General features: G+C 73.4%; 29 protein-coding genes. 11 read left to right on the forward strand and 18 right to left on the reverse strand.

Annotated features, from left to right (window positions below):
• Window positions 1-34: 34 nt before the first annotated feature.
• Genes ACFYM0_RS09910 through ACFYM0_RS09935 form a run of 6 tightly spaced genes read right to left on the reverse strand, consistent with a single transcriptional unit; the run spans window position 35 to window position 5,680 of the window.
• A complete protein-coding gene (locus ACFYM0_RS09910) occupies window positions 35-1,270 on the reverse strand; it encodes a cytochrome P450 (RefSeq protein ID WP_388498703.1) in 1,236 nt (411 codons plus the stop codon).
• Window positions 1,267-2,505, reverse strand: coding sequence for a cytochrome P450 (locus ACFYM0_RS09915; RefSeq protein WP_388498706.1), 1,239 nt, complete (start codon window positions 2,503-2,505; stop codon window positions 1,267-1,269). Before ACFYM0_RS09915 ends, ACFYM0_RS09910 begins: the two co-directional genes overlap by 4 nt.
• Window positions 2,502-3,209 (reverse strand): ATP/GTP-binding protein, encoded by a 708-nt coding sequence (locus tag ACFYM0_RS09920; RefSeq protein ID WP_388498709.1) that lies wholly within the window; start codon window positions 3,207-3,209, stop codon window positions 2,502-2,504. The genes ACFYM0_RS09915 and ACFYM0_RS09920 overlap by 4 nt, the downstream gene beginning before the upstream one ends.
• Entirely contained in the window at window positions 3,190-3,552 is a 363-nt protein-coding gene (locus ACFYM0_RS09925) for a DUF742 domain-containing protein (RefSeq protein ID WP_388498712.1), read from the reverse strand. Before ACFYM0_RS09925 ends, ACFYM0_RS09920 begins: the two co-directional genes overlap by 20 nt.
• Window positions 3,549-3,950 (reverse strand): roadblock/LC7 domain-containing protein, encoded by a 402-nt coding sequence (locus ACFYM0_RS09930; RefSeq protein WP_327250714.1) that lies wholly within the window; start codon window positions 3,948-3,950, stop codon window positions 3,549-3,551. Before ACFYM0_RS09930 ends, ACFYM0_RS09925 begins: the two co-directional genes overlap by 4 nt.
• Complete coding sequence (locus ACFYM0_RS09935) at window positions 3,947-5,680, reverse strand: sensor histidine kinase (RefSeq protein WP_388498716.1); 1,734 nt, start codon at window positions 5,678-5,680, stop codon at window positions 3,947-3,949. The genes ACFYM0_RS09930 and ACFYM0_RS09935 overlap by 4 nt, the downstream gene beginning before the upstream one ends.
• Window positions 5,681-6,054: 374 nt before the next feature.
• Here ACFYM0_RS09935 and ACFYM0_RS09940 point away from each other — a divergent pair, with 374 nt between their 5' ends.
• A complete protein-coding gene (locus tag ACFYM0_RS09940) occupies window positions 6,055-7,023 on the forward strand; it encodes a RimK family alpha-L-glutamate ligase (RefSeq protein WP_388498719.1) in 969 nt (322 codons plus the stop codon).
• Window positions 7,020-7,802, forward strand: coding sequence for a RimK family alpha-L-glutamate ligase (locus ACFYM0_RS09945; RefSeq protein WP_388498722.1), 783 nt, complete (start codon window positions 7,020-7,022; stop codon window positions 7,800-7,802). Before ACFYM0_RS09940 ends, ACFYM0_RS09945 begins: the two co-directional genes overlap by 4 nt.
• Here the strand turns inward: ACFYM0_RS09945 and ACFYM0_RS09950 are convergent.
• Window positions 7,799-8,386, reverse strand: a complete 588-nt coding sequence (locus ACFYM0_RS09950; RefSeq protein WP_388498725.1) for a hypothetical protein — start codon at window positions 8,384-8,386, stop codon at window positions 7,799-7,801. The genes ACFYM0_RS09945 and ACFYM0_RS09950 overlap by 4 nt on opposite strands.
• A 228-nt stretch (window positions 8,387-8,614) precedes the next feature.
• Between ACFYM0_RS09950 and ACFYM0_RS09955 the strand changes: the two genes are divergently transcribed.
• Window positions 8,615-9,385 (forward strand): DUF4232 domain-containing protein, encoded by a 771-nt coding sequence (locus ACFYM0_RS09955; protein ID WP_388498727.1) that lies wholly within the window; start codon window positions 8,615-8,617, stop codon window positions 9,383-9,385.
• A 27-nt stretch (window positions 9,386-9,412) separates the two neighbouring features.
• Here ACFYM0_RS09955 and ACFYM0_RS09960 read toward each other — a convergent pair whose 3' ends face one another.
• Together ACFYM0_RS09960 and ACFYM0_RS09965 are read right to left on the reverse strand one after the other, a co-directional pair.
• A complete protein-coding gene (locus tag ACFYM0_RS09960) occupies window positions 9,413-9,796 on the reverse strand; it encodes a VOC family protein (protein ID WP_388498730.1) in 384 nt (127 codons plus the stop codon).
• Between the two features lie 39 nt (window positions 9,797-9,835).
• Entirely contained in the window at window positions 9,836-9,985 is a 150-nt protein-coding gene (locus tag ACFYM0_RS09965) for a hypothetical protein (protein WP_388498733.1), read from the reverse strand.
• Between the two features lie 108 nt (window positions 9,986-10,093).
• On the opposite strand from ACFYM0_RS09965, the gene ACFYM0_RS09970 reads away from it, so the two are divergent.
• Together ACFYM0_RS09970 and ACFYM0_RS09975 are read left to right on the forward strand one after the other, a co-directional pair.
• The gene (locus ACFYM0_RS09970; RefSeq protein WP_388498736.1) at window positions 10,094-11,146 is read left to right on the forward strand and encodes an alcohol dehydrogenase catalytic domain-containing protein; all 1,053 of its coding nucleotides are present in this window, start codon (window positions 10,094-10,096) and stop codon (window positions 11,144-11,146) included.
• A 240-nt stretch (window positions 11,147-11,386) separates the two neighbouring features.
• The gene (locus tag ACFYM0_RS09975; RefSeq protein ID WP_388498739.1) at window positions 11,387-12,136 is read left to right on the forward strand and encodes a phosphatase PAP2 family protein; all 750 of its coding nucleotides are present in this window, start codon (window positions 11,387-11,389) and stop codon (window positions 12,134-12,136) included.
• Window positions 12,137-12,154: 18 nt separating this feature from the next.
• Here ACFYM0_RS09975 and ACFYM0_RS09980 read toward each other — a convergent pair whose 3' ends face one another.
• Complete coding sequence (locus tag ACFYM0_RS09980; protein WP_388498741.1) at window positions 12,155-13,357, reverse strand: DUF2330 domain-containing protein; 1,203 nt, start codon at window positions 13,355-13,357, stop codon at window positions 12,155-12,157.
• 195 nt (window positions 13,358-13,552) lie between these two features.
• Between ACFYM0_RS09980 and ACFYM0_RS09985 the strand changes: the two genes are divergently transcribed.
• On the forward strand, window positions 13,553-14,677 hold the full coding sequence (locus tag ACFYM0_RS09985; RefSeq protein WP_388498743.1) for a TauD/TfdA family dioxygenase: 1,125 nt from the start codon (window positions 13,553-13,555) through the stop codon (window positions 14,675-14,677).
• Window positions 14,674-15,261, forward strand: a complete 588-nt coding sequence (locus tag ACFYM0_RS09990) for a phosphonate degradation HD-domain oxygenase (protein ID WP_388498746.1) — start codon at window positions 14,674-14,676, stop codon at window positions 15,259-15,261. The genes ACFYM0_RS09985 and ACFYM0_RS09990 overlap by 4 nt, the downstream gene beginning before the upstream one ends.
• Window positions 15,262-15,294: 33 nt before the next feature.
• On the opposite strand, the gene ACFYM0_RS09995 is transcribed toward ACFYM0_RS09990, so the two are convergent.
• Window positions 15,295-16,065, reverse strand: coding sequence for a GntR family transcriptional regulator (locus tag ACFYM0_RS09995; protein WP_388498748.1), 771 nt, complete (start codon window positions 16,063-16,065; stop codon window positions 15,295-15,297).
• A gap of 172 nt (window positions 16,066-16,237) precedes the next feature.
• Here ACFYM0_RS09995 and ACFYM0_RS10000 point away from each other — a divergent pair, with 172 nt between their 5' ends.
• Window positions 16,238-16,624, forward strand: coding sequence for a cupin domain-containing protein (locus tag ACFYM0_RS10000; protein ID WP_388498750.1), 387 nt, complete (start codon window positions 16,238-16,240; stop codon window positions 16,622-16,624).
• Between the two features lie 64 nt (window positions 16,625-16,688).
• Window positions 16,689-17,180 carry a hypothetical protein gene (locus ACFYM0_RS10005; protein ID WP_388498753.1) on the forward strand — a complete coding sequence of 164 codons (492 nt, stop codon included), beginning with the start codon at window positions 16,689-16,691 and terminating at the stop codon, window positions 17,178-17,180.
• Between the two features lie 10 nt (window positions 17,181-17,190).
• Here ACFYM0_RS10005 and ACFYM0_RS10010 read toward each other — a convergent pair whose 3' ends face one another.
• Genes ACFYM0_RS10010 through ACFYM0_RS10030 form a run of 5 tightly spaced genes read right to left on the reverse strand, consistent with a single transcriptional unit; the run spans window position 17,191 to window position 22,088 of the window.
• Window positions 17,191-17,856, reverse strand: coding sequence for an HAD family hydrolase (locus ACFYM0_RS10010; RefSeq protein WP_388498755.1), 666 nt, complete (start codon window positions 17,854-17,856; stop codon window positions 17,191-17,193).
• The gene (locus tag ACFYM0_RS10015) at window positions 17,853-18,992 is read right to left on the reverse strand and encodes an ABC transporter ATP-binding protein (RefSeq protein WP_388498757.1); all 1,140 of its coding nucleotides are present in this window, start codon (window positions 18,990-18,992) and stop codon (window positions 17,853-17,855) included. The genes ACFYM0_RS10010 and ACFYM0_RS10015 overlap by 4 nt, the downstream gene beginning before the upstream one ends.
• Window positions 18,993-18,997: 5 nt before the next feature.
• Window positions 18,998-20,023 (reverse strand): ABC transporter permease, encoded by a 1,026-nt coding sequence (locus ACFYM0_RS10020; protein ID WP_388498758.1) that lies wholly within the window; start codon window positions 20,021-20,023, stop codon window positions 18,998-19,000.
• The gene (locus tag ACFYM0_RS10025; protein ID WP_388498760.1) at window positions 20,011-20,919 is read right to left on the reverse strand and encodes an ABC transporter permease; all 909 of its coding nucleotides are present in this window, start codon (window positions 20,917-20,919) and stop codon (window positions 20,011-20,013) included. The genes ACFYM0_RS10020 and ACFYM0_RS10025 overlap by 13 nt, the downstream gene beginning before the upstream one ends.
• Entirely contained in the window at window positions 20,919-22,088 is a 1,170-nt protein-coding gene (locus ACFYM0_RS10030) for an ABC transporter substrate-binding protein (protein ID WP_388498762.1), read from the reverse strand. Before ACFYM0_RS10030 ends, ACFYM0_RS10025 begins: the two co-directional genes overlap by 1 nt.
• 280 nt (window positions 22,089-22,368) lie before the next feature.
• Between ACFYM0_RS10030 and ACFYM0_RS10035 the strand changes: the two genes are divergently transcribed.
• The gene (locus ACFYM0_RS10035; RefSeq protein ID WP_388498764.1) at window positions 22,369-23,115 is read left to right on the forward strand and encodes a GntR family transcriptional regulator; all 747 of its coding nucleotides are present in this window, start codon (window positions 22,369-22,371) and stop codon (window positions 23,113-23,115) included.
• Window positions 23,116-23,224: 109 nt separating this feature from the next.
• Here ACFYM0_RS10035 and ACFYM0_RS10040 read toward each other — a convergent pair whose 3' ends face one another.
• Window positions 23,225-24,697 carry an FG-GAP and VCBS repeat-containing protein gene (locus tag ACFYM0_RS10040; RefSeq protein ID WP_388498765.1) on the reverse strand — a complete coding sequence of 491 codons (1,473 nt, stop codon included), beginning with the start codon at window positions 24,695-24,697 and terminating at the stop codon, window positions 23,225-23,227.
• 127 nt (window positions 24,698-24,824) lie between these two features.
• Complete coding sequence (locus ACFYM0_RS10045) at window positions 24,825-25,658, reverse strand: reductase (protein WP_388498767.1); 834 nt, start codon at window positions 25,656-25,658, stop codon at window positions 24,825-24,827.
• 71 nt (window positions 25,659-25,729) lie between these two features.
• On the opposite strand from ACFYM0_RS10045, the gene ACFYM0_RS10050 reads away from it, so the two are divergent.
• A complete protein-coding gene (locus tag ACFYM0_RS10050; RefSeq protein ID WP_388498769.1) occupies window positions 25,730-26,704 on the forward strand; it encodes a LysR family transcriptional regulator in 975 nt (324 codons plus the stop codon).
• Window positions 26,705-26,745: the final 41 nt, after the last annotated feature.

The following is a 26,745-nucleotide window of genomic DNA, read 5'->3' on the forward strand; positions in this document are numbered from 1 at the left end:
CCCCCTCCTGCACCGAGGGGGCGGGCCTCCCCGGTCAGGCCAGGCGGACCGGGAGGTCGAAGAGGTCGTTCTGGGTGAGGATCGGCTTGTTGCGGAGTTCGGCCGCGGGGACGGCCAGGGTGAGGTCCGGGAAGCGGGCGTAGAGGGCCGGGAGGGCCACCAGGGCTTCCAGGCGGGAGAGGGCCGCGCCGGGGCAGACGTGGGGGCCGTGGCCGAAGGAGATGTGCCGGTTCGGGGTGCGGGTGGCGTCGAACCGGCCCGCGGTCTCCCCGAACTGGGCCTCGTCGCGGCCGAGCGCGCCGAAGGAGACGATCAGGCCCTCGCCCTTGGGCAGGATCCGGTCGCCGACCTCCACGTCCTCGGTGGCGAAGCGGATCAGGACGTGCGAGGTCGGGCTGGACCAGCGCAGGGTCTCCTCGATGACGTTCTCCCAGGAGACCTCGCCCTTGAGGACGAGGGCGCGCTGCTCCGGGTGGGTCTCCAGGGCTACGACCGCGTTGACGATCAGGCTGATGGTGGTCTCGTGGCCGGCGGCGACGATCAGCTGGAGGGTATTGGTGATCTCCTCGGTGCTGAGGTGGTCACCGTCCTCGGAGGCCTCGATGAGGGCGCTGGTCAGGTCGTCGCCCGGGTTCTCGCGCTTGGCCTCGACGATGCGGGAGAACAGCGCGCCGAGGTCCGCCATCATCTGCGGCACCTCCTCGGGCAGGGTCTGCGTGGAGAAGAACTTTTCGAACAGGGTCTTCAGGCGCGGGTGTTCCTCGGCGTCGACGCCCATCAGGTCGCTGATGACGTTCATCGGCAGCGGGTACGCGAACTGCGCCTTGAGGTCCACCGTCTCGCCGGCCGGCAGCCCGGCCAGCTTGTCCAGCATGCCGGTGGTCAGGGCCTCGATGCCGGTGCGCAGCTTCTCCACCCGGCGCACGGTCAGGGCCTGCGCGACCAGGGTGCGCAGCCGGCGGTGGTCCTCGCCGTCCACGGTGAGCATCGAGCGGCCGGGGTTGGCGAGACCGATCAGGGGCCAGTCCATCGGGATCTCGCCGCGCTGCCAGGCGCCCCACACGTCGATGTCCTTGACGATCCGGGGGTCGGTGAGCAGCTTGCGGGCCTCGGCGTGGTGCGTCACGGCGTACACGGCCACGTCACCGGGGAGGACCACCTTGACCAGGGGACCTGCGGCGCGCAGCGCGGCGCTCTCGGCGTCGAGGTCGGCCACGAAGGGGTCCAGGACGATGGCCGCGGGGCCGGAGTGGTCGATCGGGCACGTCATCGGGTGGCTCCAAGGGCGGGGGTCGGGGTATAGGTCACGGGCAGGGCGGTCAGCCCGCGCAGCCAGGGCGAGGGGCGGCGGGCCAGGTCCCCGGCGGGCACGGCGAGGTCCACGTCGGGCAGCCGGTCGAGGAGCACCTCGATGCCGGTGCGCGCGATGACCTCGGCGACCTCCTGGGCGGGGAAGGGGCAGCGGTGTTCACCGTGCCCGAAGGAGAAGAAGGCGTTGTTGCCGCCGGTCAGCTCCCCGGCGTCGGTGCGCACGTGCGGGTCCGCGTTGGCGGCGCCGATGCCGAGCAGGACCAGGTCGCCCCCGGCGATGCGCTGTCCGCCCAGGTGGGTGTCGCGGGAGGTCCAGCGGCCGGCCACGTTCTGGGTGGGGGTGTCCTCCCACAGCACCTCGTTCATGGCCTCTCCGACACTGTGCCGGCCGCCCGCGAGGGAGGCGGCGAAGCGGTCGTCGGTGAGCATGAGGCGCAGCGAGTTGCCGATCCAGTCGGCGGTGGGCTGGTGGCCCGCGGCCATCATGACCATGAGGTCCTGGGCGACCTCCTCCACGGTGAATCCGGACCGGTTGGCGAGCATCCGGGACACCACGTCGGCTCCGGGCTCGGCGAGCTTGGCGGAGAGCAGCGCGAACATCGACTCGGCGAGGTGCTGCTGGCCGGCCAGGGCGCCCTCCCGCCCGTTGATCATGTCGTTCATGGCGCGCACGAGTCCGGGGCCCTGTGCGTCGGAGAACCCGTAGAGGCGGGCGAGGACGCGCAGCGGCAGCAGCATGGCGTACTCGCCGACGATGTCGCAGGAGCCCTTGCCGCACAGTTCGTCGATCAGCTGGTCGGCGAACCGCTCGGCGTGCCCCTTGAGTTCGAAGGGGTCGACGGCTTCGAGGGCCTCGGAGATGACGGCGGCCCGCTCGCGGTGGCGTTCGCCGACGGTGTAGAGGATGGAGGGCTGGCGGCGGCCGATCATGGGGAGCAGCGGCCAGTCGGCGGGGATGCGGTCCCACTGGTTCCACAGCTCGGAGTCCCGGGAGAAGAGCACGGGGTCGCTGGTGACCTGGTGCAGTTCGCGGTAGCCGAGGACCAGCCAGGCCGGTACGTCTCCGTCGAGGACGACCGGGGCGACGGCGCCGTGGTCGCGGCGCATCTCCCGGTAGAGCTCGGCGGGGTCGGTCTGGAACCGGGGGCCGCCGAGGTAGACGGGCTGGTGCTCGGAGGCGGCGGGGCAGGTCACGGGGTGGGCTCCGGGGTCTGGGACAGGGGGCTCGGCTGGAGGCTCGGCCGGGTGCTCGACAGCGCGGCCGTCTGGAGGTGCTGGACGAGGGAGATCAGGACCTGCTTGCTGGACTCCCGGGAGCGCGCGTCGCAGAACACCAGCGGGATGGCGTCCGGCAGGTCGAGGGCGGCGCGGATCTGCTCCGGGGTGTGCTCGGGACCGCCGAAGTCGTTGCATGCCACGACGAAGGGCGTGCCGTGGTGTTCGAGCCGGTCGATGGCGTACCAGGAGTCCGCCAGGCGCCGGGTGTCGACGAGGACGACGGCGCCGAGGGTGCCGGAGAAGAGCCGGTCCCACAGGAACCAGAACCGTTCCTGGCCGGGGGCGCCGAACAGGTAGAGCACGTTGCGGGCGTCGAGGGTGATGCGCCCGAAGTCGAAGGCCACGGTGGTGGCGCTCTTCCCGGCGATCCCGTGGGTGTCGTCCACGGCCTCGCCGGCCTTGGTCATGGTCTCTTCGGTGTTCAGCGGGCGGATCTCGCTGACCGAGCGGACCATGGTGGTCTTGCCGACGCCGAAGCCGCCCACGATGACGATCTTCAGTCCGTTGTCGGCCGTGCTGCGCAGTGCCTGGCGGTGCCGGAGCGGTTCGGCCCCCGGGGGCACGGCGCTCGTCGGCGACGCGGCTTGGGGGGTCGTCGCGTCAGAGATTGCGGAGTCCAACGAGCACCTGCTCCAGGATGTCGGGGTCGGTAAAGCTGTACGCGGAGTTCCCCGTACGCGGGTGCCGGGCGCGGATCCGTCCGGTGCCGAGCAGGTCGGCCAGCAGGATCCGTACGATCGAGACCGGGAGTCCGAGCTCGGCCGCGATCTCCACGACGGCCGTGGGGAACTGACACATCCGCAGGATCGCCGCGTGCTCGGACTGCATGCCGGGCACCGGATCGCTTTCGGCGACGACCAGGGTGACCAGGTCGAAGACATCGGATCCGGAGCGGCTGCGGCCACCGGTGAGGGTGTAGAGCCGGTCCGGCGAATCGTCCCGGCCCGGCCGGGGCCGGCTCATCCCCGGGGCCTGGCGATGAGGTGTTCGCCGAGCTGCTCGACCAGTTCGGACATGTTGTGGCCGACGAGTCCGGCGTCGGCGTCCTCGCCCGCGACGAGCGCGAGGTGCGCCCCCTCGCCGGCCTCGACGATGAACAGGATCCCGCCGTAGAACTCGGCCATGGCCGAGCGGACGCCGCCGGTTCCGTCGCCGAACTCGATGGACGCCCCGTGGGACAGGCTCTGGATGCCGGCGGCGATCGCGGCGAGCTGGTCGGCCTGGTCGACGGAGAGCTCGGGCGTGCGGCACAGCTTGAGGCCGTCACGGGAGAGCACGAGGGCGTGGCGTGCGCCCGGTGTGCGCTCCAGGAGGCCTTCGAGGAGCCAGTTGAGCGTCTCGTCGGTGGTGAAGCCGGTCATGATCGCGTGTTGCCTTCCGGGTCTGGGGTGTGCTCGGGCTGCTGCTCGTCGCCGGGGGCGCCGGCCTCGCCTGAGGCTGCTCCGCCGGGTGCCGCGGCGCCGCGGACGGCCTGGCGGAAGCTGCCGAACCGCGCGGCCGACCGGGACGCCCCGCCGGGCGCGGCGGCCGTGGCAGGGGCCGGGGCGGAGGCCGGGGCGGTACGGGTCTCGGTGCCCGCGCCGTCCGTGCCCTCTGGGTGGGCCGCTGCCAGGGTCCGGCCGCGGCGGCGCTGGGGCAGGCCGCTGTCGCCGAAGTGCGGGTGCTCGTCGGTGGATTCGGACTCGGCGCCGGCGTGGGCGCCGGCGTCAGGGCCGGTACCGGTACCGCTGCCCGTTTCACCGCCGACGGCGGTCCCGCGGTCCGCCGCCGTACGGTCCTGCGCGCGGACGGTGTCGTCCTGACCGGCGGCGGTGTCGTGCACGGCCTCGGGCTCGGGCCCGGCCGCGGCGGGAGCTCCGGGCGCCGCGGGAGCCTCCTGCGCGGACCGGGCGGACGGCTGCGCCGGGATGGCGAGCGGCGCGGCGGGGGCTTCGGCGGGCGTGCGGCTGATGAGCTCCTGCGGGAGCATCATCAGTGCGCCCGTACCGCCGCGGGCGGAGGGCCGGAAGGAGACGGTCAGTCCGTGCTTGCGGGCGAGGCGGCCGACCACGGCGAGGCCGAGCCGGGTGCCGGACAGTCCGGCCAGGTCCAGGGAGGCGGCGGTCACGGCCTGCTCGGCGCGGCGCAGTTGGACCTCGCTCATGACGAGGCCGCTGTCCTCGACGGTGATGACGATCCCGGACGGCACCTCCTCCACGTAGACGTGGACCTCGGCGGTCGGCGGGGAGAAGTTGGCCGCGTTGTCGAGGAGTTCGGCGAGGGCGTGCATGACGCCCTCGGCCGCGTGACCGGCGACGGCGGCGTCGCTGGTGGAGTGGAGCCTGACCCGCTGGTAGCCGCCGATACGGCCCATCGCGCCGCGCAGGATCGATTCCATGACGATCGGCTTCGCCCAGCGGCGGCCCGAACGGGCCCCGGTCAGTACGGCGATGGAGTCGGCGAGGCGGCCGGCCTGGGCGGTGCGGTGGTCGAGGTGGAGCAGGTCGCCGAGGACGTCCTCGTCGGCGTGCCGGTGCTCCATGTCGCGCAGGTCGGCGAGCATCGCCGTGGCGAGGGCCTGCATCCGGCCGGCGGCGTTGGCGGCCGCGGCCATGGCGGCGGCCCGGCCGGACTCGGCGCGGCGCAGCTCACCGCCGAGCCGCTCGCGGGAGGCGTTCTGGGCGGCGGCGAGTCCGTCGAGTTCGGCGGCGTGCGCGCCGGCCAGGTGCTCCAGCGTGGCGGAGTGGTCGCCCGTCAGGCGCTCCAGTACGGCGGTGTGTTCGGCGGTGAGGCGGGTGCGTTCGGCCGTGTGCGCGGCCGCGTCGCGGGCCGCGTCGGCGATCAGCCGGGCGATGTGCCCGTCACGGGCGACCAGTTCGGCGCTCAGGCCGGAGATGCGGCGGCGCTGCGTCCTGGAGGCGCGTGAGCACCAGGTCACCGCGAAGGCCGCGACCGCGAGCAGCAGGACGCCCGCGCCGGCGAACCAGCCGAGGGCGGTGGCGATGGACGACGGGGCCGCGGCCACCGCCGCCGTGGTGAGCGCGCCACCGGCCACTGCGGTGATCAGCAGGGCCAGCGCGGAGGGGCGAAGGGGGGAGGGCGACGCCGTCATCAATCAAAGCCTCATACCGGGCGTAAATGGAGGAGAAGGTTCCTGGCAACGAGGCATCACTATAGGAGAGTTGTTGATCGCTTTGGGCAGCTCCTGACAAGTTTTCCACTCAACCGCGACCGGTAAGTAGCCTTCTGGGGCGCTTTGACCGGAAGGGAAATCGCCGGCTCGCGATATCCGACCCGCCCGCGTCTCGGTGGCCGGACGGCGGCCGGACGGCGCCGGGAGGCCACCGGAGGCGATCCCGCCCCGGCGGCGCCGTTGCGGATGGCTGCGTACACGGACCGATCATCACATTGCGGCCCATGACATCCTGTGACGTCACAACTCGCCGGACGGGATCGGCGGACGTCCGGGGAATATGGGGAAGGTCCATGAGGCTCTGCTTCCTGGTGGAGGAGCACTATCGCCACGACGGCATGCCGAACGAGGTGGTCGGGCAACTGAAGTCCTGGGGCCACCGGGTGGAGGTACTGCGACCCGGCGGCTCACTGCTGCGGATGAGCGAGGCGGTGGAGGCCGGCGCCCATGACGCCTGGGTCCTCAAGACGGTGTCCGGCGGGCCGGGGCTGACCCTGCTCGAAGCCGCCGCCGCGGCCGGTGCCACTACCGTCAACGACGCCCGAGCGATCCGGGGCGTACGGGACAAGGCGCTGGCCGCCGCCATCGGGCGCGGCCGGGGGCTGCCGCTGCCGCCGACGTACGCGGCGGCCCTGCCGGAGCTGCTGGCCGAGATCCCGGCGTCGGAGTACCCGCTGGTCGTCAAACCCGCCGACGGCAGCTCCGGGCGGGCAGTGCACCTGGTCTCCTCTCCCGAACGGCTGGCCGCGGTGCTCCCCGAACTGGCCGGCGAGGGCATGCTCGTCGCGCAGCCGTACGTGCCGAACTCGGGCACCGACCTCAAGGTGTACGCGGTCGGCGGGGAGCTCTTCGCCACCGAGCGCCACTCTCCCCTGCACCCGGACGCCTCCGTCCCGGAGCGCCTGGTCCCGCTGTCCGCCGAGATCGCGGAGATCGGAGCGCGGGTCGGCGAGGTGTACGGGCTCGACCTGTACGGGGTGGACGTGCTGCTGGGACCCGACGGGCCGGTGGTCGTGGACGTGAACGACTTCCCGAGCTTCCGTCAGGTTCCCGACGCGGCGGCCCGGGTGGCCCGCGCGGTACTGGACCTCGCCCGGGGCGCCGGTTCGCGGCCCGGCGCCGGAGTCGCGGCCGCGCTCCCCCTCCGGCCCGGCCAGGCGATGTCGATCCCCCTCCAGGCCACAGCGGCGGCGGGAGCCACCGCTGCCGGTGCCGTCGCGGTGGTCACCCCGCCGCCCGCACCCACGGGAGAGCCCGTATGAGGATCGGCCTGATCACGGACAACCCCGGGCATCCGCTGCTCTCGGCGGCGGCCGGCCTCCTTCGGGCCGCCGGACACGGGGTGGAACTGCTGGATCCCGGCGCACCGGACACGGCCGCCGGGGAACCGGCCGACGCGTACCTCCTCAAGGCGCACACCCCGCAGGGCCTGGAACTGGCCCTGCGGCTGGAGCGGCTCGGCGCCCCGGTGGTGAACTCCGCCGCGGCGACCACGCTCTGCCAGGACCGCACCCTGATGGCGGAGCTGGCGGTCCGGGCCGGGCTGCCGTTCGCTGAAACCCGTACCGTCGGCGCGCTCGCGCGGTGGTCCGCCGGGGTCTCTCTGGACTCCCCCGTGGTCGTCAAGAGCCGCCACAGCCGCCGTGCGGACCTCGTGGCCCTGGTCGACGACACCGCGCACCTCGGGAAGTTGGCGCACGACTGGCCCGACGAGCCGGTGGTGGTCCAGGACTTCGCCCCGAACAGCGGCTGGGACCACAAGCTCTGGGCGATCGGCGACCGCGTCTTCGCGGCCCTGCGCCGTTCGGAACTCTCCCCGGAGGGCCGCGGCCCGACCCTGCCGCTGGCCCGGATCCCGGACGGTTGGGCCGATCTGACACGCCGGGTCGGCGAGGTCTACTCCCTGGACGTCTACGGCGTGGACATCATCGCCACCGCCGACGGCTCCCCCCTGATCGTGGACGTCAACGCCTTCCCCGGCATCCGCGATCAGCCGGGCGCCCCGCAGGCCCTGGCGGACCTGGCCCTGCTCCGGGCCTAGGCCGTCGCCTTCCGGTCGGCAGCGGCCGTCTCGCGGGTGCGGTAGAGCGGGGCGAAGGCGACCAGGAGGAGCACGGCTCCGAGGGGTATGAAGTCCTTGCCGGCCAGGGGCACCACGGCGTTGGCGAGGACCAGAACGGGCGCCCACGGCTTCAGGACGCGGCGTGCCGCGAGCTGGCATACCAGGATCAGTTGGCCCACGAAGAACAGCAGCGGACCGAACTCGTAGACCACCGGAAGCATGCCGGGTATGTCCTGGACCTTGGTGAACATCTCTTCCATGGCACCCCGGTCCGCTGACATGAAGCCGACGACGAGATCGATCGCGAACTGCCCCGCCAGCGACACCGCTCCCGCCACGCCGGTCCACAGACCCACGGTGGACAGCTTGCCGCCGCCGGTCATCGCCCGCATCGCGGCGAATCCCTGGACGAAGAGGACCAGCGCACCGAGGAAGCACAGGTGTCCGAGGCTCCAGGCGAAGCCCGGACCGCGGCTGCCGTCGAGACCGTCGAGGATGCGGATGACGCCGTAGGCCCCTGTCAGAACAGGTGCCGCGAAGAAAGCAGTTCGGGGTGTGGTCATACGCATGACGCTACGGGCGCGATACCCCGAGTCACATCGGGTACCGACCCCTGAGTTGTCCCCTAGACAACTCGCCCCGTGTACGGCGCCGGGATGACGGCCGTTCGTCATGGGCGCGTCACGGAACCGCCACAGCGGCGTATGGCGGGAACCTGCTCGGGTCAGCAGGCCGTGTACCCGCACGTGAGTGCCGGTGCGTGACCGGTCGTGAACCTCGGGGAGCACCCAATGCAGTACACAGCAGGCATCGGCCGGACCGCGGCGGCTCTGGCGACGGCCCTGGCGGCCGCGGCCCTGATGACGGGCTGTACGCCGACCGGCGACGGCGACGGCGGGGCCGCGGGCCCGTCGACGCCGCCCACGGCTTCGCGGCCGGCCGGGGCGACGCCCACCGGCGGCGACAAGGGCGGGACGACCAGCGGCGGGACCGGAGGTTCCACGGGCGGCGCATCGCCGTCGGGCAGTGCGTCGTCCTCGGGCGGCTCCTCCTCCGGCGGAACCGGCGGAACCGGCGGAACCGGCGGAACCGGCGGAACCGGCGGCGCCACGAAGAAGCCCTGCGCGATCGGCGACGTCAAGGTCTCCGAAGGGCACCAGGCGGACGTCCGCCCGCCGGGCACCGGAACCGGGGCGGCCGTCGTCTCCGTCACCAACACCTCCGCGTCCCCCTGCAAGGTGTACGGGTACCCGACGGTCGCGGCGGCGGGCAACGGCTCCCCGGAGAAGAACAAGCCGCTGGCCACCACCCACACCGGCCCCGACGCGGTCAACGTGGTGCTGGCCCCGGGCGCCCGCGCCTGGACGAAGCTCACGTTCGTCCAGGTCCAGGGCGAGGCGGACGGCTACTGCGCGTCCGGCGCGACCCCCGGCTCCTACCCGACCGTGGTCATCGGGGTACTCGGCGCCGGGAAGCACCAGATCGCCATGGACGACGGCGTGTTCGCCTTCTGCGACGACAAGGTGACCGTCACCGCCTGGTCCTCCGCCAAACCGTCCTAGGACGGACGGGCGCCACCGGGCCGCGGGTCAGAGGGGCTTCAGGCGGGTGCGCAGCAGGCAGAACTCGTTGCCCTCCGGGTCGGCCAGGGTGTGCCAGCTCTCGGCGCCGGTCTGGCCGACGTCGGCCGGGCGGGCGCCGAGGGCGAGGAGGCGCTCCAGCTCGGCGTCCTGGTCGCGGTCGACGGGGTTGACGTCGATGTGCAGGCGGAGCTTGCCCCGCCGCGGGTCGCTGCTCGGGCTGAGGACGAGGGTGGGCTGCGGGCCACCGAAGCCCGTGCCGGGCGGCCCGATCTCGATGCTCCCGTCGTCCTCCCGGGCGAGCTCCACGTAGCCGAGGGCCTCGCTCCAGAACGCGGCGAGGCGCTCGGGGTCGGCGCAGTCGATGACCAGCTCACTGATGCGGCTTACCATGCCCGCCAGTGTAAGGAGACCTCCCCGGCGACGCTCGGGCTACTTGATGACCTCGACCTTCTTGTCGCCCGCGGCCGCGTGGGCCGACGCGCTCGCACCGAGGGCGGTGACGGCGACGGCGAGCAGGACGGATACGGCGGCGGCCGCGGCGCGCCGGTGGGTCGCCTTGCGGGTCGTCTTGCGGGTCATGGGGTCCCCCTGATGGTGTGTGGTGGTCGTCCCGGCAGCTTCGCATCCGGGCCCGGGACCGGCAAGGGAGCCCGGGTCGGACGGATCAGGCGAGTGGAGGCGGTCGGCGTGCGCGCGATGGTGTTCGAGCGGTACGGGGAGCCCGGCGCGGTGCGGAACGTGGCCGATCCGGTGCCACCCGTGGGCGGGGTGGTCGTACGGGTCGAGGCGACGGGACTGTGCCGCAGTGACTGGCACGGGTGGATGGGGCACGATCCGGACATCACGCTCCCGCACGTACCCGGCCACGAACTGGCCGGTGTGGTCGAGGCGGTGGGCCCGGGAGTCGCCAACTGGCGCGCCGGGGACCGGGTGACGGTGCCCTTCGTCTGCGCGTGCGGAAGCTGCGCCGAATGCGCCGCCGGGCAGCACCAGGTGTGCGCCAGGCAGACGCAGCCCGGATTCACGCACTGGGGGTCCTTCGCCGAGTACGTGGCGCTGGAGCACGCCGACGTCAATCTGGTGGCCGTGCCCGAGGAGCTCTCGTACGACACCGCGGCCGGACTGGGCTGCCGGTTCGCGACGGCCTTCCGGGCCGTCGTCGCGCAGGGGCGGGTGGCGCCGGGAGAGTGGGTCGCCGTACACGGCTGCGGCGGGGTGGGGCTCTCGGCCGTGATGATCGCGGTGGCGGCCGGGGCCCGGGTGGTGGCCGTGGACACCGCCCCGGCGGCGCGGGAGCTCGCACGGGCCTTCGGGGCCGCGCACTGCGTGGATCCGGGGCGGGGCGACGCGGCCGAGGCCGTACGGGAGTACACGCGCGGCGGTGCGCACCTGTCGCTGGACGCACTCGGATCCGCGGCCACGGCGGCGGCGTCGGTGGCCGGGCTGCGCCGGCGCGGGCGGCACGTGCAGGTCGGGCTGCTGCCCGCGGCGCGGGGGGCCGCGGCGCTGCCGATGGAGCGGGTCATCGGGTGGGAGCTGGAGATCCTCGGCAGCCACGGGATGGCCGCGCACGCCTACCCTCCGATGATGGAGCTGGTCCGCTCCGGTGCGCTGCGGCCGGACCTGCTGGTCACCTCCACGATCCCGCTGGACGGGGCGCCGGCCGCGCTGGCGGCCATGGGTTCGACGCCGGGACCCGGAATCACGATCATCCGGCCGGGGGCCGACGCGCGGAACTGAACCGGGCGGCCGGGCTCCTGAGTTCGCGCGGCTGGTGCGGCTTGTACGGCCTGTGGGGCCTGTGGGGCCTGTGGGGCTTGTGGTGCGCAGAGGGCATGGCTACATTCTTTGATTACACGTGTAAGCACGAGATGTGGCCACACCGCAATCGGCCATACCCCTCGGCACGCGCCACCCCCTCCCCGCCCCCTCGTCACCCCTCGTCCCCCTCTTTTCCCCGCCGCGAGAGGCAGCACAGCCATGTCCACGATCCCCGTCGACCCACCCCTCGAAGCCGGCGCATCGGCGTCCGTGACGGACCGGGGCAGCAGGCGCACCGGCACCGTCACCCTCGGAATCGCGCTGCTCGGCTCCGCCGCCGCGCTCGCGCTCGTCGTGCGGAGGGACGTCACGCGGCCGCCCTTCCAGGGACTCGACGACCGCTGGCTGTCCTGGATGGGCGGACCCCACGAGGGGTTCCCCTCCGTGGTCGCCACGCTGCTGAACTGGTTCGGAGGCCCGGTGGGCGCCGTCGTCCCGCTCGCCCTCCTGGCCTTCCTCCTCGTCCGGCGGCGCTGGGTTTCGGCGGGGTTCCTCTTCCTCGTCTACATGGCCGGAAACATGCTCGTCGTACAGGGCCTCAAGCACCTGGTGGACCGGCCGCGCCCGGAGAATCCGCTGGTCCGGGTCGACCACGGCTCCTTCCCCTCCGGGCACGCGGCCAGTGCGGCGCTCCTGGTGGTCATCGTCGGCGTGCTCCTCGTCCCGGCCGCCCGGCGCCGGGCGTGGTGGATCGGCGGCGCCGTTTTCACGCTGGCGATGATGTGGAGCCGCACCTGGCTGCACGCGCACTGGCTCAGCGACACGGCCGCCGGGGCAGTGGCCGGCGCGGGGGCCGGGCTGGTCGCCTGGTGGCTCTGCGCCCCCGCGCTGGCCCGGGAGGCCGGGCGGGGCGCGGAGCGTGCGCGCGCCCGGCGGCGGTCGGCGGAAGCCCAGCCCCCCGTCCACTGACGGCGGGAGCCGTACGGGTCACACGTGCGGGCTTCCCGGCACGGCGGCCGCCCGACCGCGGCGCAGCCGCAGCGCGGTCAGGACGGCCGCCAGGGCGGCCACCGCCAGCGCGCCTCCGAGGGTCAGGATCCAGACCGGGACGCCACCGGCCGTGAGCAGCTCGTCGGTGTAGTCGACCCGGCGGTACGGGGCGTCAGCGGCGGAGGCGCGCAGTTCGTGGTCGCCGTCGATCCGGGACGGGACCGGGAAGCTCTGGTCGATCGCCGTCAGGAACACCGGCTCCGCGCCCGCGAATTCGGCGACCGGTCCCGTCGGGGTGATCCGCCCGGCGAAGGTCACCTCGGGTGCGTTGCCGCCGATCGCGGACACGGGTTCCATGCGGTGCTCGGCCAGGACGTACAGGCCCAGGGACTGGGCGGTGGCGGCCAGCCGCGACAGCCGCATCGGATAGACGAGCCGGTCGCTCTCGAAGCGGATCAGGAGCGGGTCCAGGGTGCCGCTCAGGGTGGCGCCGGGGTCCCGGGGGGCGAGGCGTACGGCGACGTACTCCCAGCGCTGGTCCACGTACGGCTTCAGCTCGGCGGAGAGCCGGTCGGGGAGCTCGAAGCCGTTCGACCTCAGCCAGTCGCCCAGCGCTTCCGGGTCGGTCGCGGTCAGGCGGGCCACGTCGAAGTCGCCGAGCCGCTCCCGGCCGATCACGCCGACCCGCGGCTCGCCGCTGCCGGGCGGCGCCGCTCCGGCCGCGTCCCCCCGGCCGGAGTCGAGGGGCCAGTCCCCGCGCCGGGGCCAGAAGTAGCCGCGGGTGCGGTATTCGGGTCCGGTCAGGTCCACCAGCTGCGGGAAGAGCGCGACGTCGCCGAGGCGCACCGTGGCCCGCCCCGGCACCGGCATGATCCAGGCGGCCCGCTTGGCGTCGCCACCGACCGTGAACCGCATCGCCACCTGTTCGGTCCGGCCGTCCCAGCGGACCACGGAGGCTTCCCGGGAGACTCCGATCCGGGAGCTGCCGTCGGGGACCATCGCCCCGCAGCCGCAGGCGTAGGCCGGGCTGACGAGGGACCCCAGCTGGGTCGCGAGCAGCGCGAACAGCAGGAGTCCGGCCCTCCGCCTGATCCACAGGGCCGCCCGGGCCTTCACCGTCCGCAGCCTTGCCGCCCGGGCCTTCACCGTCCGCAGCCCTGCCGCCCGCGCCGCTGCCGCCCGCGCCATTGCCGTCCGCACCGTCTCCCCCACGCTCCTCGATCAGCGGTCCGCGGGCACACGTCTCCGCGGGCGCGTCTTTGTCAGGGCCCGTCCGCCCCGGTCTCAGACGGCCGGCGCCGCGATCCGGTTCCGGCCACCTGCGCGCCACCTGCCGGTCACCTGTTCCTGTCACGCTGCGGGCACCCCAGAGTTGTATATACAACTTTCCCGAGCATGGCAGGAGCCACGATGTCCGTACCGGCGATCACCCGTCCGCCCGCGCCCTGGCTGCGCGACAACTGCCCCTGTGCCGAGTGCCGTGACCCGCGTACCGGCCAGAAGCTGCTCCAGATCACCGAGCTGCCCGCGGGCCTGGCCGTCGGCGCCGTGCGCGAAGCGCCCGCCCCCGACGGCGGGCCCGGTTGGGAGGTGGAGTGGCGGCCCGACGGCCACCGCTCCGTGTATCCGGCCCGGTGGCTCGACTCCCACGCCCCGGACGGACCGGCCTACCGCGCGGCCGGGGACGGGCGGACCGAGGCGGACAAGGAGCTGTGGACGGCGGCGGACCTGGCCGGGCGGATCCCGGAGGCGCGCTGGGACGCGTACATCGGGTCGCGCGAGGTCCGCGAGCAGGTCCTCGACGGCGTGGTCCGGCTGGGCTTCGCCCTTCTGCGGGAAGTCCCCTGCCGGGACCGGATGGTGCTCGACGTGGCCCGCACCTTCGGCTTCGTCCGCGAGACGAACTACGGGGAGCTCTTCGAGGTTCGCGTGGAGGCAGACCCCAACAACCTCGCCTTCACCGGCGCGTTGATCACCCCGCACACCGACAACCCCTACCGGGACCCCGTCCCGACCCTCCAACTGCTGCACTGCCTGCACAACGAGGCCCGGGGCGGCGACTCCGGGCTGGTCGACGGCTTCCAGGCCGCCGCGCTGCTGCGCGAGCGGGATCCGGAGGCCTTCGCGGTACTGACCCGCGTACCGGTGGAGTTCGCCTTCGCCGACGCCCGCTGCGAACTGCGCGCCCACCGGCCGCTCATCGACGTGGACCCGCTCGGGCGGATCCGCGAGGTCCGCTTCAACAACCGCTCCATCTCCACGCTGCACCAGCCCCCGGCCGTACTGGAGGAGTTCTACGCGGCCTACCGCCTCTTCGGCGAGCTGCTGGAACGTCCCGAGCTGCGCCTCGACTTCAGGCTCGCGCCCGGCGACTGCGTGGTCTTCGACAACACCCGCCTGCTGCACGCCCGCACCGCCTTCGCCGAATCGGGCGGACGCCACCTCCAGGGGACGTACGCCGATCTCGACGGGCTGCTCTCCACCCTTGCCGTCCTGCGTCGCGAAGGAGCCTCCGCGTGAACGCCACCGACGCCACCAGCACCCCGGCCCCCGGCGCCGTCGACGCGCTGGCCCGCCTCTTCGAGGGCGAGGGCAGCGCCGAGTACTTCGGCGAGGCCGTCACCCAGGCCGGACACATGCTCCAGGCCGGGGCCCTCGCCGAGGCCGCCGGGGCCCCCTCCCATCTGGTGGCGGCCGCGCTGCTGCACGACATCGGGCACTTCCACGGAACCGTGACCGGCCGCGACCTGATGGAAGGCGGGCAGGACAACCGGCACAGCCACACCGGGGCCGACTGGCTGGCCCGGTGGTTCGGGCCGGAGGTGACCGAGCCGGTCCGGCTGCACGTGGCCGCCAAGCGCTACCTGTGCACGGCCGAGCCGGGCTACTTCGGCCTGCTCTCGGAGGCCTCCGTACACACCCTGCGCATCCAGGGCGGCCCGATGACCTCCGAGCAGGCGCGGGCCTTCGAGGCGCTGCCGGGGGCGGCCGACGCGGTGGCCGTGCGGCGCTGGGACGAACAGGCCAAGGACCCCGAGCTGGCCACTCCGGACTTCGACCACTTCCGGCCGCTGCTGGAGGCCCTGCTGAGCAAGAACGCCTGATCAAGGCCTGGTCGAGGCCTGGTCAACACCTGATCAGGAACTGAGCAGCCGGCCCAGCGCGCTGGCCGCGGAGGTGTGCACGGTGAAGGCCACCGTCCCCGGCAGGTAGCGGTCCTGCGACCACTCCACCGGGACCCCCGCCGGGTCGGTGGAGCGGCGCCTTTCGCGCAGCAGGGCCTCCCCCGCCGGGCAGCCCAGCAGCCGCGCGTCGTCCGCGTCGGCCGCCGCGATGTCGATGGTGTGGTGGGCGTCGGCGAAGCGGACCCCGTGCCGGGCGAGTTGCTCGGAGTACGAGACCGTGTCCGGCGGCATGCCGGCGACCAGGGAGCCGACCGGCTCGGGGTACGTCGTGCGCTCCACCATCACGGGCGCTCCGGACAGGGTGCGCAGCCTCAGCACGCGGTACACGGGGGCGCCCGCGTCGATCCGTAGCTGCTCCGCCTCCTCGGCGTCGGCCGCGCCGCGGTCCACGGCCACGGTCCGCCCTCCGGGCTCCCGGCCGAGCGAGCGGGCCCAGCGGGTGAAGCTACGGAGCTCCGCGACTCCCCCCGCCTCCCCCGCGCCGCCGCCGAGGACCACCCGGCGGGTGCCGCGCCGGGAGGTGATCAGCCCGTCGGTGCGCAGGGCGGCGAGGGCCTGGCGCACCGTACCCCTGGAGACGCCGTAGCGGCGGGCGAGCTCATCCTCGGCGGGCAGCCGCGCGCCGGAACCGTACTCGCCCGCCGTGATGGCGGTCCGCAGGTCCCCGGCGACCTTCAGGTAGAGCGGTGTCCTGGGTGCTGGGTCGCGCGGTGCCTCGTTCACGGACACAGCCTGTCATGGCCGGGGCGAGGCGAAAGGCCCGGGAGGTCGGGACGTTTCGCCCGGTATTGAGACGATGCACGTCGTCTAAATTCGAACCGTGACCGGAAGGACCGGTGGCCGTGGCCCGGCCCGCACGGCGCGGGCCGCGCAGCAACGCGTAGAGGAACCACCCATGTTCGGCATGACCATCGACACCACCCCCGACACCGCCGCCGGCGGCCCGGCGCTGCGCCTCGACCCCGAGGGCGGTCCGTTCCGTGCGCTCGCGGCGGTCCGGATCCAGGTTCCGGCCGGCGGGACGATCCCGGCCCACGCGCACGGAGCGTCCGAGCTGCTGCTCACGGGCGTCACCGGGACGGTGGAGGCCTCGTGCGGGTGCGGTGCGAAGACGGTGGCCCCGGGCGCCTTCGCGATGCTGCCGGCCGGCAAGGAGATCACCCTGGTCAACCACGGCACCGAGCCGGCGACGGTCCTGGCGGTGTTCTCGCAGAGCGAGTTCACGCAGGGGCTGCCGCGCGCCGCGGCGAAGGGCTGCGGCTGCCAGGGGCACGGCGCCTGACCTCCCGGTCCCCTTCGGGCGGGCCGCTCTTTACTGGCCACCGGCCTGATCCCATACTTCTCCCGTGAGAACGACGGAGAAGCAGCCCCGCACCAGCCCTCTGGTGCCCGACGCGGTGGCCCGGGAGATCGCCCGGCACGACTGGAACTCCATCGCATGCGGCTGCGGCCGCCCGGCCGGGCATCTCGGTCATCTCGCAGACACCTTGTGGGACGCGGCCGAGGGGCACCCGGCCGCCTTCCGCGCCCTGGAGGGCCACGCCTTCCACACCGGCGTCCTGCGGCCGCCCGCCCCGGCGGTGTGCGGGGTCCTGATGGCCGTCTGGTTCGCCGGCCCGCCCCGGCAGTCGACGCGCGAGGCCCTGCTGTGGGCGCTGCTGCGCCTCCTCGGCGCCGAGGACGACGGTTCCTCGCACGAGGCCGGTCTGTACGGCCAGTGCGCCGCGCACATCCGCTCGGGCCTGCCAGGACTGCGCGACACCGCGGCCCGGTGCCCGGGCTCCGAATCGGCCGCCTACGCGGACGGCATCCTGAGCCTGCTCGACCTCACCGTCTAGCCACGTCGCGTCACACCCCCAGCGGAGCGACCAGGCAGGCCCGCAGGATGTCCGGGGTGACCTCGGTGAGGGAGGACGCGAAGGTGCGTACCGGCGACGGAGGGACCTCCAGCAGGGACGGAACCACCAGGACTCCGCAGCCGGCCGCCTCCGCCGAGGCCGCGCCGTCCGGGGAGTCCTCGACCGCCACGCAGCTCCACGGCTCCGCGCCGAGGCGCGCCGCGGCGGCCCGGTAGGGGTCCGGGTGCGGCTTCGTCAGGGACGTGTCGTCGGCGGAGAGCGTGAAGGCGAAGGGGACATGGGCGAGCGAGCCGCCCACCACCGAGTCCACGACCACCCGCGGCGAGGCGCTGACCAGTGCGAACGGCAGGCCTTCCGCCTCCAGGGCGGTCAGCAGCCGCTGCGCGCCGGGCCGCATCGGCGCGCCCTGCTCGACGCGGCCGAAGAAGCTGTCGGTCAGGGCCCGCGCCACCTCCTGGGCGTCCCCCGCGCGGGCGACCCGTACGAGGTGCGCGGCGGTGTCCTCGACCGCCCGGCCGACCACCTCGGGCGCGTCCGCGTCGGTCAGGGCGTGGCCCAGGCCTGCAGCGATCTCCGCGGTGGTCCGCCACCACAGGACCTCGGTGTCGACGAGGGTGCCGTCCATGTCGAAGAGGACGGCGGCGAGTCCGGTCATGAAGCTTCCCCCGGGTCTGAGGCGGTGTCCGCGGCCGTGGCGGCCGCGGTGGCGACGACGAGGACGGGGCGCTCGGCCAGGCCCACGGTCGCCCGCGCTCCCGGTACGAGGGCTCCGGCCTCGCGCGAGGGCAGGTCGGCCTTGATCCGGATGCCGTCGGGCAGGTCCAGGTGGAGCCGGGTCACCGACCCGAAGAACGAGGCCGATACGACGGTGGCCGCGCCCTCCGCATCCGCCGTCACCGTGATGTTCTCAGGCCGTACGAGCACCTCGACGTCCGGGGTGGAGGGCACCGGGCCGTCCACCGGCAGCCGGGAGCCCGCCACTTCGACCGTTCCGGAGCCGGACAGCCGGCCGGGGAGCCGGTTCATGGTGCCGACGAACTCGGCGACGAACGGGGTCGCGGGCCGCTCGTACAGTTCGGCGGGGGCGGCGCACTGCTCCAGGCGGCCCGCGTTGAGCACGGCGACCCGGTCGGCCATGGACAGCGCCTCCTCCTGGTCGTGCGTGACGAACACGGTGGTGATGCCCAGGGAGAGCTGGAGCCGGCGGATCTCCTCGCGCAGGCTGGCCCGTACCTTCGCGTCGAGCGCGGAGAGCGGCTCGTCGAGCAGCAGGACGCGGGGGCGCAGGGCGAGGGCCCGGGCGAGCGCGACGCGCTGCTGCTGGCCGCCGGACATCTGGTGCGGGTAGCGGTCGCCGTGGTCGGGCAGGCCGACCAGGTCGAGGAGTTCGGCGGCGCGCTCGCGGCGCGCGGCCGCGCCGACCTTGCGGACGCGCAGGCCGAAGGCCACGTTGTCGCGGGCGTTGAGGTTCGGGAAGAGGCTGTACGACTGGAACACCATGCCGGCGTCGCGGCGGTTGGCCGGGATCCGCGTGATGTCCTGTCCGTCGAGGAGCACTTCGCCGGAGTCGGGCTGTTCGAAGCCGGCGACGACGCGCAGCGCGGTGGTCTTGCCGCAGCCCGACGGGCCGAGCAGGGCGACGAGTTCGCCGGGCTCGATGGTGAGGTCGAGTCCGTCGAGGGCGACGGTGGAGCCGAAGGCGCGGCGCAGACCGCGGAATTCGACGCGCGCTCCGCCGGGGGCCGCTTCGCCATCCGCGGACTTCCTGGCCTCGGGAAGGGTGAGGGACATGCGGGTCAGGACTCCTTGCCGGAGGTACGGGAGGTACGGGAGGTACGCGCGGGCCCGGCGGACACGGTAGCGGGGGCGGTGCCGGCCCGGGAGAGGAGGAGCAGCAACAGCCAGGTGATGAGGAGGCTGAGGACGGAGACGGCCACCGACATGCGGGCGTGCGCTCCGGAGATCGACACGATCCACACGGCGAAGGGCTGGAAGCCGAGCAGCGAGGCGATCGTGAACTCGCCGAGGACCAGGGCCAGCGTGAGGAAGCCGGCTCCGGCGAGCGCGGCCCGCAGGTTCGGCAGGATCACGCGCAGGACCACGTACGGCCAGCTCGCGCCACAGCTGCGGGCGGCCTCGACCAGGGTCGGGACGTCGACGGCGCGCAGGCCCGCGTCCAGGGAGCGGTAGACGAAGGGCAGGGCGAGCACGGTGTACGCGAGGACCAGGACGACGGGGAAATCCGGGTTCTGGACCGCGAGGAATGTCTGGTAGAGCGGAGTCGCCGAGAGGTGTTCGGGACCCCAGCGCAGCACCGTGGTGATACCGGTGACCAGCGCGATCGGCGGCACCACCAGCGGCATCATGCACATCACCTCGACGACCGGGCGCAGGCGCGGCGAGCCGATGCGTACGGCGACCAGCGCGGGCACGGCGAGGAGCAGCGAAGCGGCGATGGTCGCGGCGGCGAGGCCCAGCGAGAGCAGCAGGCTCTCGGTGAACCCTTCGGCGGAGAGCAGTTGGGTGTACGCCTCGAAGCTGATGCCCTGGCCGGGGACGTGCACGGTGAACACGAAGGAGGCGAGGAGCGGGAGGACGAAGTACGCGCCCGCGAGCGCGAGCACCGCTCCGCGCCACACCCGGGGCCGGGTGCGGGGGCGCGGTCGGCGCGGCGTGCGGGCCGGGGGTTCCCGTCGGTCCCGTTCCCCGTCCCGGGCGGCGAAGGCCGGACCGGCGGCGGGGGCGGCCGTGGTGTGCGCGACGGCCGTGGCCGCCGGGGCGGCCCCGTCGTTCGGGGCGGGCGTCGGGGTCATCGCAGCCATCGGGCGCTCCGTCGCTGGAGGGGCAGGTAGACCGCCATGACCAGGCCGGCGATCACGATCATGTCGAGGCCGAGGGCCAGGGCCACGTTCTCCTGGCCGGTCAGCACGTTTCCGGACAGGGCGTCCGCGATCTTGAGCGTGACCAGCGGGACGGAACCGCCGACGAGTGCGGCGGCCGTGGCGTGCGCGGCGAAGGCCGTGCCGAAGAGCAGCACGAACCCGCCGAGCAGGGAGGGCGCGAGGACGGGCAGGCCGACGTGACGCCAGAACTGCCATCCGCTCGCCCCGTTGTTCTGGGCGGCCTCGCGCCACTGCGGGCGCAGTCCGTCCAGCGCGGGGACGGTCACCAGCACCATGAGCGGGGTCAGGAAGTAGAGGTAGACCACGGTGAGGCCGGTGAAGGAGTAGAGGTTCCAGCCGAGGCCGGTCAGGTCGGCGAGCTGGGTGACGACCCCGGAGATCCCGACGGTGGCGATGAACGCGAAGGCGAGCGGGACCCCGCCGAAGTTGGCGAGGACGCCGGAGGCGGTCAGCGTCGCCCCGCGCAGGGCGCGGGAGGGGGAGGTGACGACGGCCTGCGCGATGAGGACGCCGAGCACGCCGGCCACGAGTGCGGTGAGGCCGGAGAGCTGGACGCTGCCGATGAGCGAGCCGAGGTAGGGGCCCTGGAGGGACCGGGCCAGGTGCTCGCCGGTCGCTTCGGTGGCGCCGCTCGCCGGGTCCGTACGGGTGACCGCGCCGAAGGCGATGGCGCCCAGCGGGACGCCGAAGCACAGTCCGGTGAAGGCGAGGAGCGGGAGGGCGGCGAGCCAGGTGCGCGGGCCGCGCCGCCGGCGGCGGGTGGTGCTGCCGCCGGCGGTCCCCGTCGAGTGGGGGAGGGTGGTGGGGGCGGACATCAGCTGAGGGCCTTGTCCCACTTCTCGGCGAGGGCGGCCTTGGCCTTGTCCAGCTCCGTGGAGGCCGGGAAGGTCGGGGTGCCCTGGACCTGCGGGAGCTTGGTGACGGCTTCCTTGTCGACGGTGCCGGCCTGGGTCATGGCGGGCAGCAGCACGGGGCGGGCGAAGCCCTTCAGCCACAGGTTCTGGCCCTCGGTGCTGTACAGGAACTCCATCCAGAGGCGGGAAGCAGCCGGGTGGGGGGCGTCCTTGTTGATGGCCTGCGAGTAGTACTGGGCGTAGACGCCGTCGGTGGGGATGGCCACCTTCCAGTCGACGCCCTTGCCCTTGAACTGCTCGGCGTAGCCGGCGTTCAGGTAGTCCCAGTCGATCGAGATGGGGGTCTCGCCCTTCTCGACGGTGGCCGGGGTGGACTCGACCGGGATGAAGTTGCCGCTCTTCTTCAGCCGGCCGAAGAAATCGATGCCGGGCTGGATGTCGGCGAAGGAGCCCTTGTTGGCGAGGGCCGCCGCGTAGACGCCGCCGAAGGCGGAGCCGGACTTGGTCGGGTTGCCGTTGAGGGCGACCTTGCCCTTGTACTCGGGCTTGGCCAGGTCGGCGAAGGACTGCGGGCAGTTCGGGATGCGGGCGGCGTCGCAGCCGATGGAGACGTAGCCGCCGTAGTCGTTGTACCAGCGGGCGTCCGCGTCCTTCTGGGCGGCGGGGATCTGGTCCCAGGCGGTGACCTTGTACGGGGCGAAGAGGTTCTCGGCGGCGCCGCTGCGGGCGAAGGCGATGCCGAGGTCCAGGACGTCGGGGGCGCGGGTCTGGCCCTTGCGGGACTTGACGGCGGCGATCTCGTCGGCGCTGGAGGCGTCCGGGTTCTCGGCGTTGATCTTGACCTTGGGGTACTTGGCCGCGAACGCCTTCTGGATCTCGCCGTAGTTCGCCCAGTCGGCGGGCAGCGCGATGACGTTGAGCTCGCCCTCCTTCTCGGCGGCCGCGACGAGGCCCTCCAGGCCGCCGAAGTCGGCGACCGAGGTGGCGGCGGCGGGCTGGGTCTTGTTCTTGCCGTCGCCACCGGCGGAGCCGGCGGTCTTGTCGGGTGCGGCGCCGCACGCGCTGAGCGTGGTGAGCACGGCGGCACTGAGCAGGACGGCCGCACCGCGACGGGCGGAGGAACTGAGCACGGTCTCTCCCGGAGACGAAAACGCATGAAGAACGCGTGGAGGGGGATTCACTTGTCTGAACAAGTTGGCTCCAGTTCGCCCTGGGTCGCTGTACGGACGGTGAACGGCGGCTGTCCCCCGGTGCACGTCTCGACGAAGACCGCAGAACGGCCGGATACAGCCGTGACGGACAGCCCTCAAGATGATCTTCAGAGGGAGCGCGGCCTAGGCTTGCGGGCGGGCGACGCACTCCCGGCGGCAGGGCCCGCACACACATCGACGCGAGGGGGAACAGGACAGCATGGCTACGGTGCGGTATCTGGAGATCGCCGAGGCACTGCGCCGGTCGATCCTCTCCGGGCAGTACCCGGTGGGTGCCCAACTGCCCTCGGAGAGCGATCTGGCGGCGCTCTGGTCGGCCTCCCGCGGGACCGTCCGCCAGGCCGTGGCGACGCTCGCCGCCGAGGGGCTGATCGGTTCCCGGCAGGGGGCACGCAGGATCGTCCTGCGCCACGAGCGCAAGCACAGCTTCGGTGAGCTCAACAGCTTCGCCCAGTGGGCCGAAGGGGTCGGCCACCAGGCCGCGAGCCGCTTCCTGTCGCGCACCCGGCGCCCGGCCACCGCCGAGGAGGCGGACCGGCTGGCCCTGCCGGCCGGCACGGAGGTTCTCGCCGTACTGCGGCTCCGGCTGCTCGACGGGGAGCCGACGATGGTCGAACGGACGGCGTACGCCGACTGGGTCGCGGCGGCGGTCGAGGCGATGCCCGAGGACTGCCGCTCCGTCATGGACGGGCTGGCGAACGGCTCCGGCATCGTCGCCCACTACGGCGAGCACCTCATCGACGCGCTTCCGGCCGGCAGCGAGGACGCCAGGCTGCTGGAAATCCGCCGCGGCAGCCCGCTTTTGCGCCAGCGGCACGTCTCCGCGACCCGCACGGGCCGCCCCATCGAGTGGTCCGACGACCGCTACCGGGCGGGAAGCGTCACCTTCAGTGTGAACAACTCGGCAGTAGCAACTCCGTTGGAGCGCCGGGCCGGGGACCGCTAGGCCGTCTCTTTCGCGCTGCGCCGCGGGTCGTCGTGCCCCTGCCCCCGGGCCGGCGGCGCGGCGCAGTGGCGCGCGCGACCCGGGGGCTTGGTTCAGCGGTCGGGGGCCGTCAGCGGGCCAGTGCGCCGAACTCGGTGCCGGTGGCCACCTGGGGGTCGACCGGCGGGTTGACGACGCGGGTGGGCGAAGTGCCGGCGACCTTGCCGTCCTTCGTGCCGACGGACCAGACCTGCGGAACGGTCGCCGCGACCGCGAAGGTGATCTCCGGCTGCTTGTCGTTGTTGAGGTCGGTGGCCTTGAGCAGCGAGGGGATGCGGTACGTGCCGGCGGGGGCGGGCAGGCCTGGCGCGTTGTGGGCGTACCAGGCGGCGCCGGTGCCGGTGACGCCCTTGGGCGTGCCCTTCAGCACGTAGAGGCCGCCGCCGGTGACCTCGCCCTTCCGTTCGCCCGGGGCGCCGACGATCAACTCGGCGTATCCGTCCAGGTTGAGGTCGGCCGCGGCCAGTGACTGGCCGAAGCGGTCGCCCGTGCCCACACCGCCCGGGATGCCGGAGGTGTCCTCGGTGAACGTCTGGTAGCCGCGGGATTCGTTCACACCCGTGGCGGAACCGAAGCTGACCCGGACCAGACCCGCCGCGCGAATGGTATCGATCTGGCTCTCCGAGTCACCCACGGCGATGTCGCCGTAGCCGTCCCTGTCGAAGTCGCCGATGGCGACGCTGCCTCCGCCGCGAATGGTGACCGGGGTGAGGCGCAGTCCGGACGTCCCGCCGAAGAGCACGCGGCCCCGGATCGGTGCGCTCGGGTCCTGCCTCTCGCCGAGGACGACGAGGTCGTCGATGGCACCCTTGTTGATCCGGCCCACCGCGATCCGGTTCTGCGCCTCTCCCGGCAGGAAGACGGGGTACTGGCGGCCGAGGTCCAGCCGGTGGGTCGAGACGGGCGATCCGTCCGCCGTGAAGGGCCCCCGGAACAGTTCGAGCGTGGTGGAGTAGCCGACGAGGAGGTCGGTCTTCCCGTCACCGGTGAAGTCACCGGCCTTCAGGACGACGCCGAAGCCGATCCTCTTCAGCGGGTCGGCCAGTGAGATGGCGTCCTTCAGCCCCGTGGCACTGCCCCAGATCAGGGTGACGTGGCCGGGCCGCGTGCCCCGGTCGTAGTTGTCCCGGGTGCCCACGACGAGATCCGCGTAACCGTCGGCGTTGAAGTCGCCGGTGGTGAGGACCTCACCGAAGCGCTGGTCCTTCTTCGGGTCGCCCGGCATTCCGGGGCTGTTCTGGGTGATGACCTTCAGGCCGGTCTTCTGGGCGCCGTACTTGCCGCCGTAGGAGACGGTCACGTAGCCCGCGTTGCCCACCGATGTGGTGGCGCCGTCCGCGCCCTTGACGTTCACGGAGGCGCCCGGGTCGGCGATCGCCAGGTCGTGGTAGCCGTCGCCGTTGAAGTCGTCGGCGTACCGGGTTGCCGCGGGCCCGGCGGTGGCGGCCGCCTCCGCCTGCGCGCCGGTGGAGACCAGCAGGCCTCCGGCAAGTGTGGTGACCGTCGCGAGGACCGCGATGGCGTGACGGGTGTGGCGTCGCACGTCCGTTTCCCCCTGGAGATTCGATCGAACATTCGCCTCTAAGACCCCTGCCGGGCCAGGAGGGTTGTACGGGTTTCCGTGCCGCTGCGCTCCGGCTGTTCCACCCGGAGCCGGTCCCTCCCGGTGCTCATCGCCCGATCACCTCGGCCGTCTCCCCGATGGCCTCCGGGAGCCAGTCCTCGAGCCGCCGGAAGCGGAAGCCGAGGGCGGCGGCCCGGCCGTTGTCCATCGCGTAGGCCCGGTCGAAGGAGAACGGTGAGGCCTCGGACCCGGCCGCTACGGTCCGCAGGCGCGGCGCCCGCCCGACCCGCTCGGCCACGGCCCCGGACAGCCCGAGCACGTCGAGCTCTCCGTGCGAGGCGGCGTTCACCGGCCCCGTGAAGTCCCGCTCCCCCGCCCAGCGGAGGAAACGGGCGATCTCATGGTGGTGGACGAAGGAGGTGGGGTACGGGGCTTTGTGCACGACCACCGGGATCCCGGCGCGGACCCGCTCCACGTAGTGCGCGAGGCGGCCGGTGAACTCCGCCCGGCCGCCGCCGAGTACGTGCGCGGCGCGCACCGCCACGAGGCCGAAGGCGGGCTCCGCCCCCAGCACGTCCTCGGCCCGCCGCTTGCCCTCGGCGTAGGCCCGCGCCCCGGGGGTGGGCGGCGCGGGGTCGTGGACCTCCATCGTCGAGGTCATCACGTACCGCCCGGTGCGCCCGGCGAAGACGCGGCGGGCGGTCTCCGCCTGCCCGGGCGTATAGCAGACCTGGTCGAAGACCACGTCGAAGGTGCGCTCCCCCAGCGCCGCCCGGAGCCCCGCTTCGTCCTCCCGGTCGGCGACCAGGTGGCCGACGCCCCGGGGCGGGGCGGTGGAGCCCCGGTTGAGGACGGTCACCTCGTTCCCTGCGTCCCGCTCCAGGGTGACCAGGTGCTTTCCGAAATAGCGGCTTCCACCGATGACGAGGATCTTCTTCATGTCCGGGACTCTGCCGTTGTACCGTCCCCAGCGGAACTACCGGAATGCTGATCTCGTCGTAAGGGAAACTGATGATCGATGTGCAGCGGCTGCGCATCCTGCGCGCCGTGGCCGAGCACGGAAGCTTCAACAAGGCCGCCGGGGCGCTGCTCCTGACGCCCTCGGCCGTCTCCCAGCACATCGCGGCGCTGGAGCGCGGCCTCGGTCACCCCGTCGCCGTGCGCAGCACCCGCGGGATCACGCTCACGGAGCCGGGCCGGCTGCTGGTGGAGGCGGCGGAGGCGGTGTCGGCAGAGCTCGACCGGGTGCGCCACGAGATCGACCGGGTCACCGCCGAGCGGCCGCGGCTGACGGTCGCCACCTTCGTGAGCGGGGGCCGGAGGCTGCTGCCGGGCGCGCTCGCCGGGTTCGTCTCCGCGCATCCGGAGGTGGAGCTGACGGTCCTGGAAGCCGAGCCGGAGGAGGCGGTGCCCATGGTCCGCTCGGGCGCCGCCGATCTGGCGCTGACCTACCACTTCGACGGACCGCTTCCGCTGCCTCCCGGGGCGGCGCTCGACTGGCTGCCGCTGACGGAGGACCCGCTGGCGCTGGTCCTGCCCCCGGGGCACCGGTTCGCCGGGCGCGCATCCATCGCTCCGGCCGAGCTCGCCTCCGACCGCTGGGTACTGGGCTGCCTCAAGACCGGGGCGTACCTGCGCCGGTACGCGGAGCGGGCCGGTTTCGACCTCCGGGTGGCGGCTTCCACCACGGACTACTTCTTCGCGCGCTCCCTCGTCCAGGCGGGGGTCGGCGTCGCGCTGATCCCCCGGGTCGCGCTGCCGCCGGGGGACGGGGTTGCGGCCGAGGGCGGGGACGGACACGGAGACGGGGGCAGGGACGGAGAGCAGGGTGGGGATCGCGACCCGGACACCGCCCGCGCGACCGTCGTACCGGTCGAACCCCCGTCCCCCGCACGGCACATCGGGGTGCTGTCCGCGCGCCGCCGCCGTCCCCATCCCTACGCGGGGGCGCTGTCCGAGGCCCTGACCGGGATGGTGCACAGCTGAGCCGACCGGCCCGGGGGCGTCTTGCCGGTCGGGCCGGCAAC

The sequence above is a fragment of the Streptomyces sp. NPDC006487 genome, assembly GCF_042870555.1.
In the GTDB taxonomy this organism is placed as follows: Bacteria; Actinomycetota; Actinomycetes; order Streptomycetales; family Streptomycetaceae; genus Streptomyces.

Bases quoted from the DNA above. Each gene is read 5' to 3' on its own strand.
- ACFYM0_RS09910 (WP_388498703.1), bottom strand. From the start codon at position 1,270: ATGACGTGCCCGATCGACCACTCCGGCCCCGCGGCCATCGTCCTGGAC.
- ACFYM0_RS09925 (WP_388498712.1), bottom strand. From the start codon at position 3,552: ATGAGCCGGCCCCGGCCGGGCCGGGACGATTCGCCGGACCGGCTCTAC.
- ACFYM0_RS09930 (WP_327250714.1), bottom strand. From the start codon at position 3,950: ATGACCGGCTTCACCACCGACGAGACGCTCAACTGGCTCCTCGAAGGC.
- ACFYM0_RS09935 (WP_388498716.1), bottom strand. From the start codon at position 5,680: ATGACGGCGTCGCCCTCCCCCCTTCGCCCCTCCGCGCTGGCCCTGCTG.
- ACFYM0_RS09940 (WP_388498719.1), top strand. From the start codon at position 6,055: ATGAGGCTCTGCTTCCTGGTGGAGGAGCACTATCGCCACGACGGCATG.
- ACFYM0_RS09945 (WP_388498722.1), top strand. From the start codon at position 7,020: ATGAGGATCGGCCTGATCACGGACAACCCCGGGCATCCGCTGCTCTCG.
- ACFYM0_RS09950 (WP_388498725.1), bottom strand. From the start codon at position 8,386: ATGACCACACCCCGAACTGCTTTCTTCGCGGCACCTGTTCTGACAGGG.
- ACFYM0_RS09955 (WP_388498727.1), top strand. From the start codon at position 8,615: ATGCAGTACACAGCAGGCATCGGCCGGACCGCGGCGGCTCTGGCGACG.
- ACFYM0_RS09960 (WP_388498730.1), bottom strand. From the start codon at position 9,796: ATGGTAAGCCGCATCAGTGAGCTGGTCATCGACTGCGCCGACCCCGAG.
- ACFYM0_RS09965 (WP_388498733.1), bottom strand. From the start codon at position 9,985: ATGACCCGCAAGACGACCCGCAAGGCGACCCACCGGCGCGCCGCGGCC.
- ACFYM0_RS09975 (WP_388498739.1), top strand. From the start codon at position 11,387: ATGTCCACGATCCCCGTCGACCCACCCCTCGAAGCCGGCGCATCGGCG.
- ACFYM0_RS09985 (WP_388498743.1), top strand. From the start codon at position 13,553: ATGGCAGGAGCCACGATGTCCGTACCGGCGATCACCCGTCCGCCCGCG.
- ACFYM0_RS10000 (WP_388498750.1), top strand. From the start codon at position 16,238: ATGTTCGGCATGACCATCGACACCACCCCCGACACCGCCGCCGGCGGC.
- ACFYM0_RS10010 (WP_388498755.1), bottom strand. From the start codon at position 17,856: ATGACCGGACTCGCCGCCGTCCTCTTCGACATGGACGGCACCCTCGTC.
- ACFYM0_RS10015 (WP_388498757.1), bottom strand. From the start codon at position 18,992: ATGTCCCTCACCCTTCCCGAGGCCAGGAAGTCCGCGGATGGCGAAGCG.
- ACFYM0_RS10020 (WP_388498758.1), bottom strand. From the start codon at position 20,023: ATGGCTGCGATGACCCCGACGCCCGCCCCGAACGACGGGGCCGCCCCG.
- ACFYM0_RS10025 (WP_388498760.1), bottom strand. From the start codon at position 20,919: ATGTCCGCCCCCACCACCCTCCCCCACTCGACGGGGACCGCCGGCGGC.
- ACFYM0_RS10035 (WP_388498764.1), top strand. From the start codon at position 22,369: ATGGCTACGGTGCGGTATCTGGAGATCGCCGAGGCACTGCGCCGGTCG.
- ACFYM0_RS10045 (WP_388498767.1), bottom strand. From the start codon at position 25,658: ATGAAGAAGATCCTCGTCATCGGTGGAAGCCGCTATTTCGGAAAGCAC.
- ACFYM0_RS10050 (WP_388498769.1), top strand. From the start codon at position 25,730: ATGATCGATGTGCAGCGGCTGCGCATCCTGCGCGCCGTGGCCGAGCAC.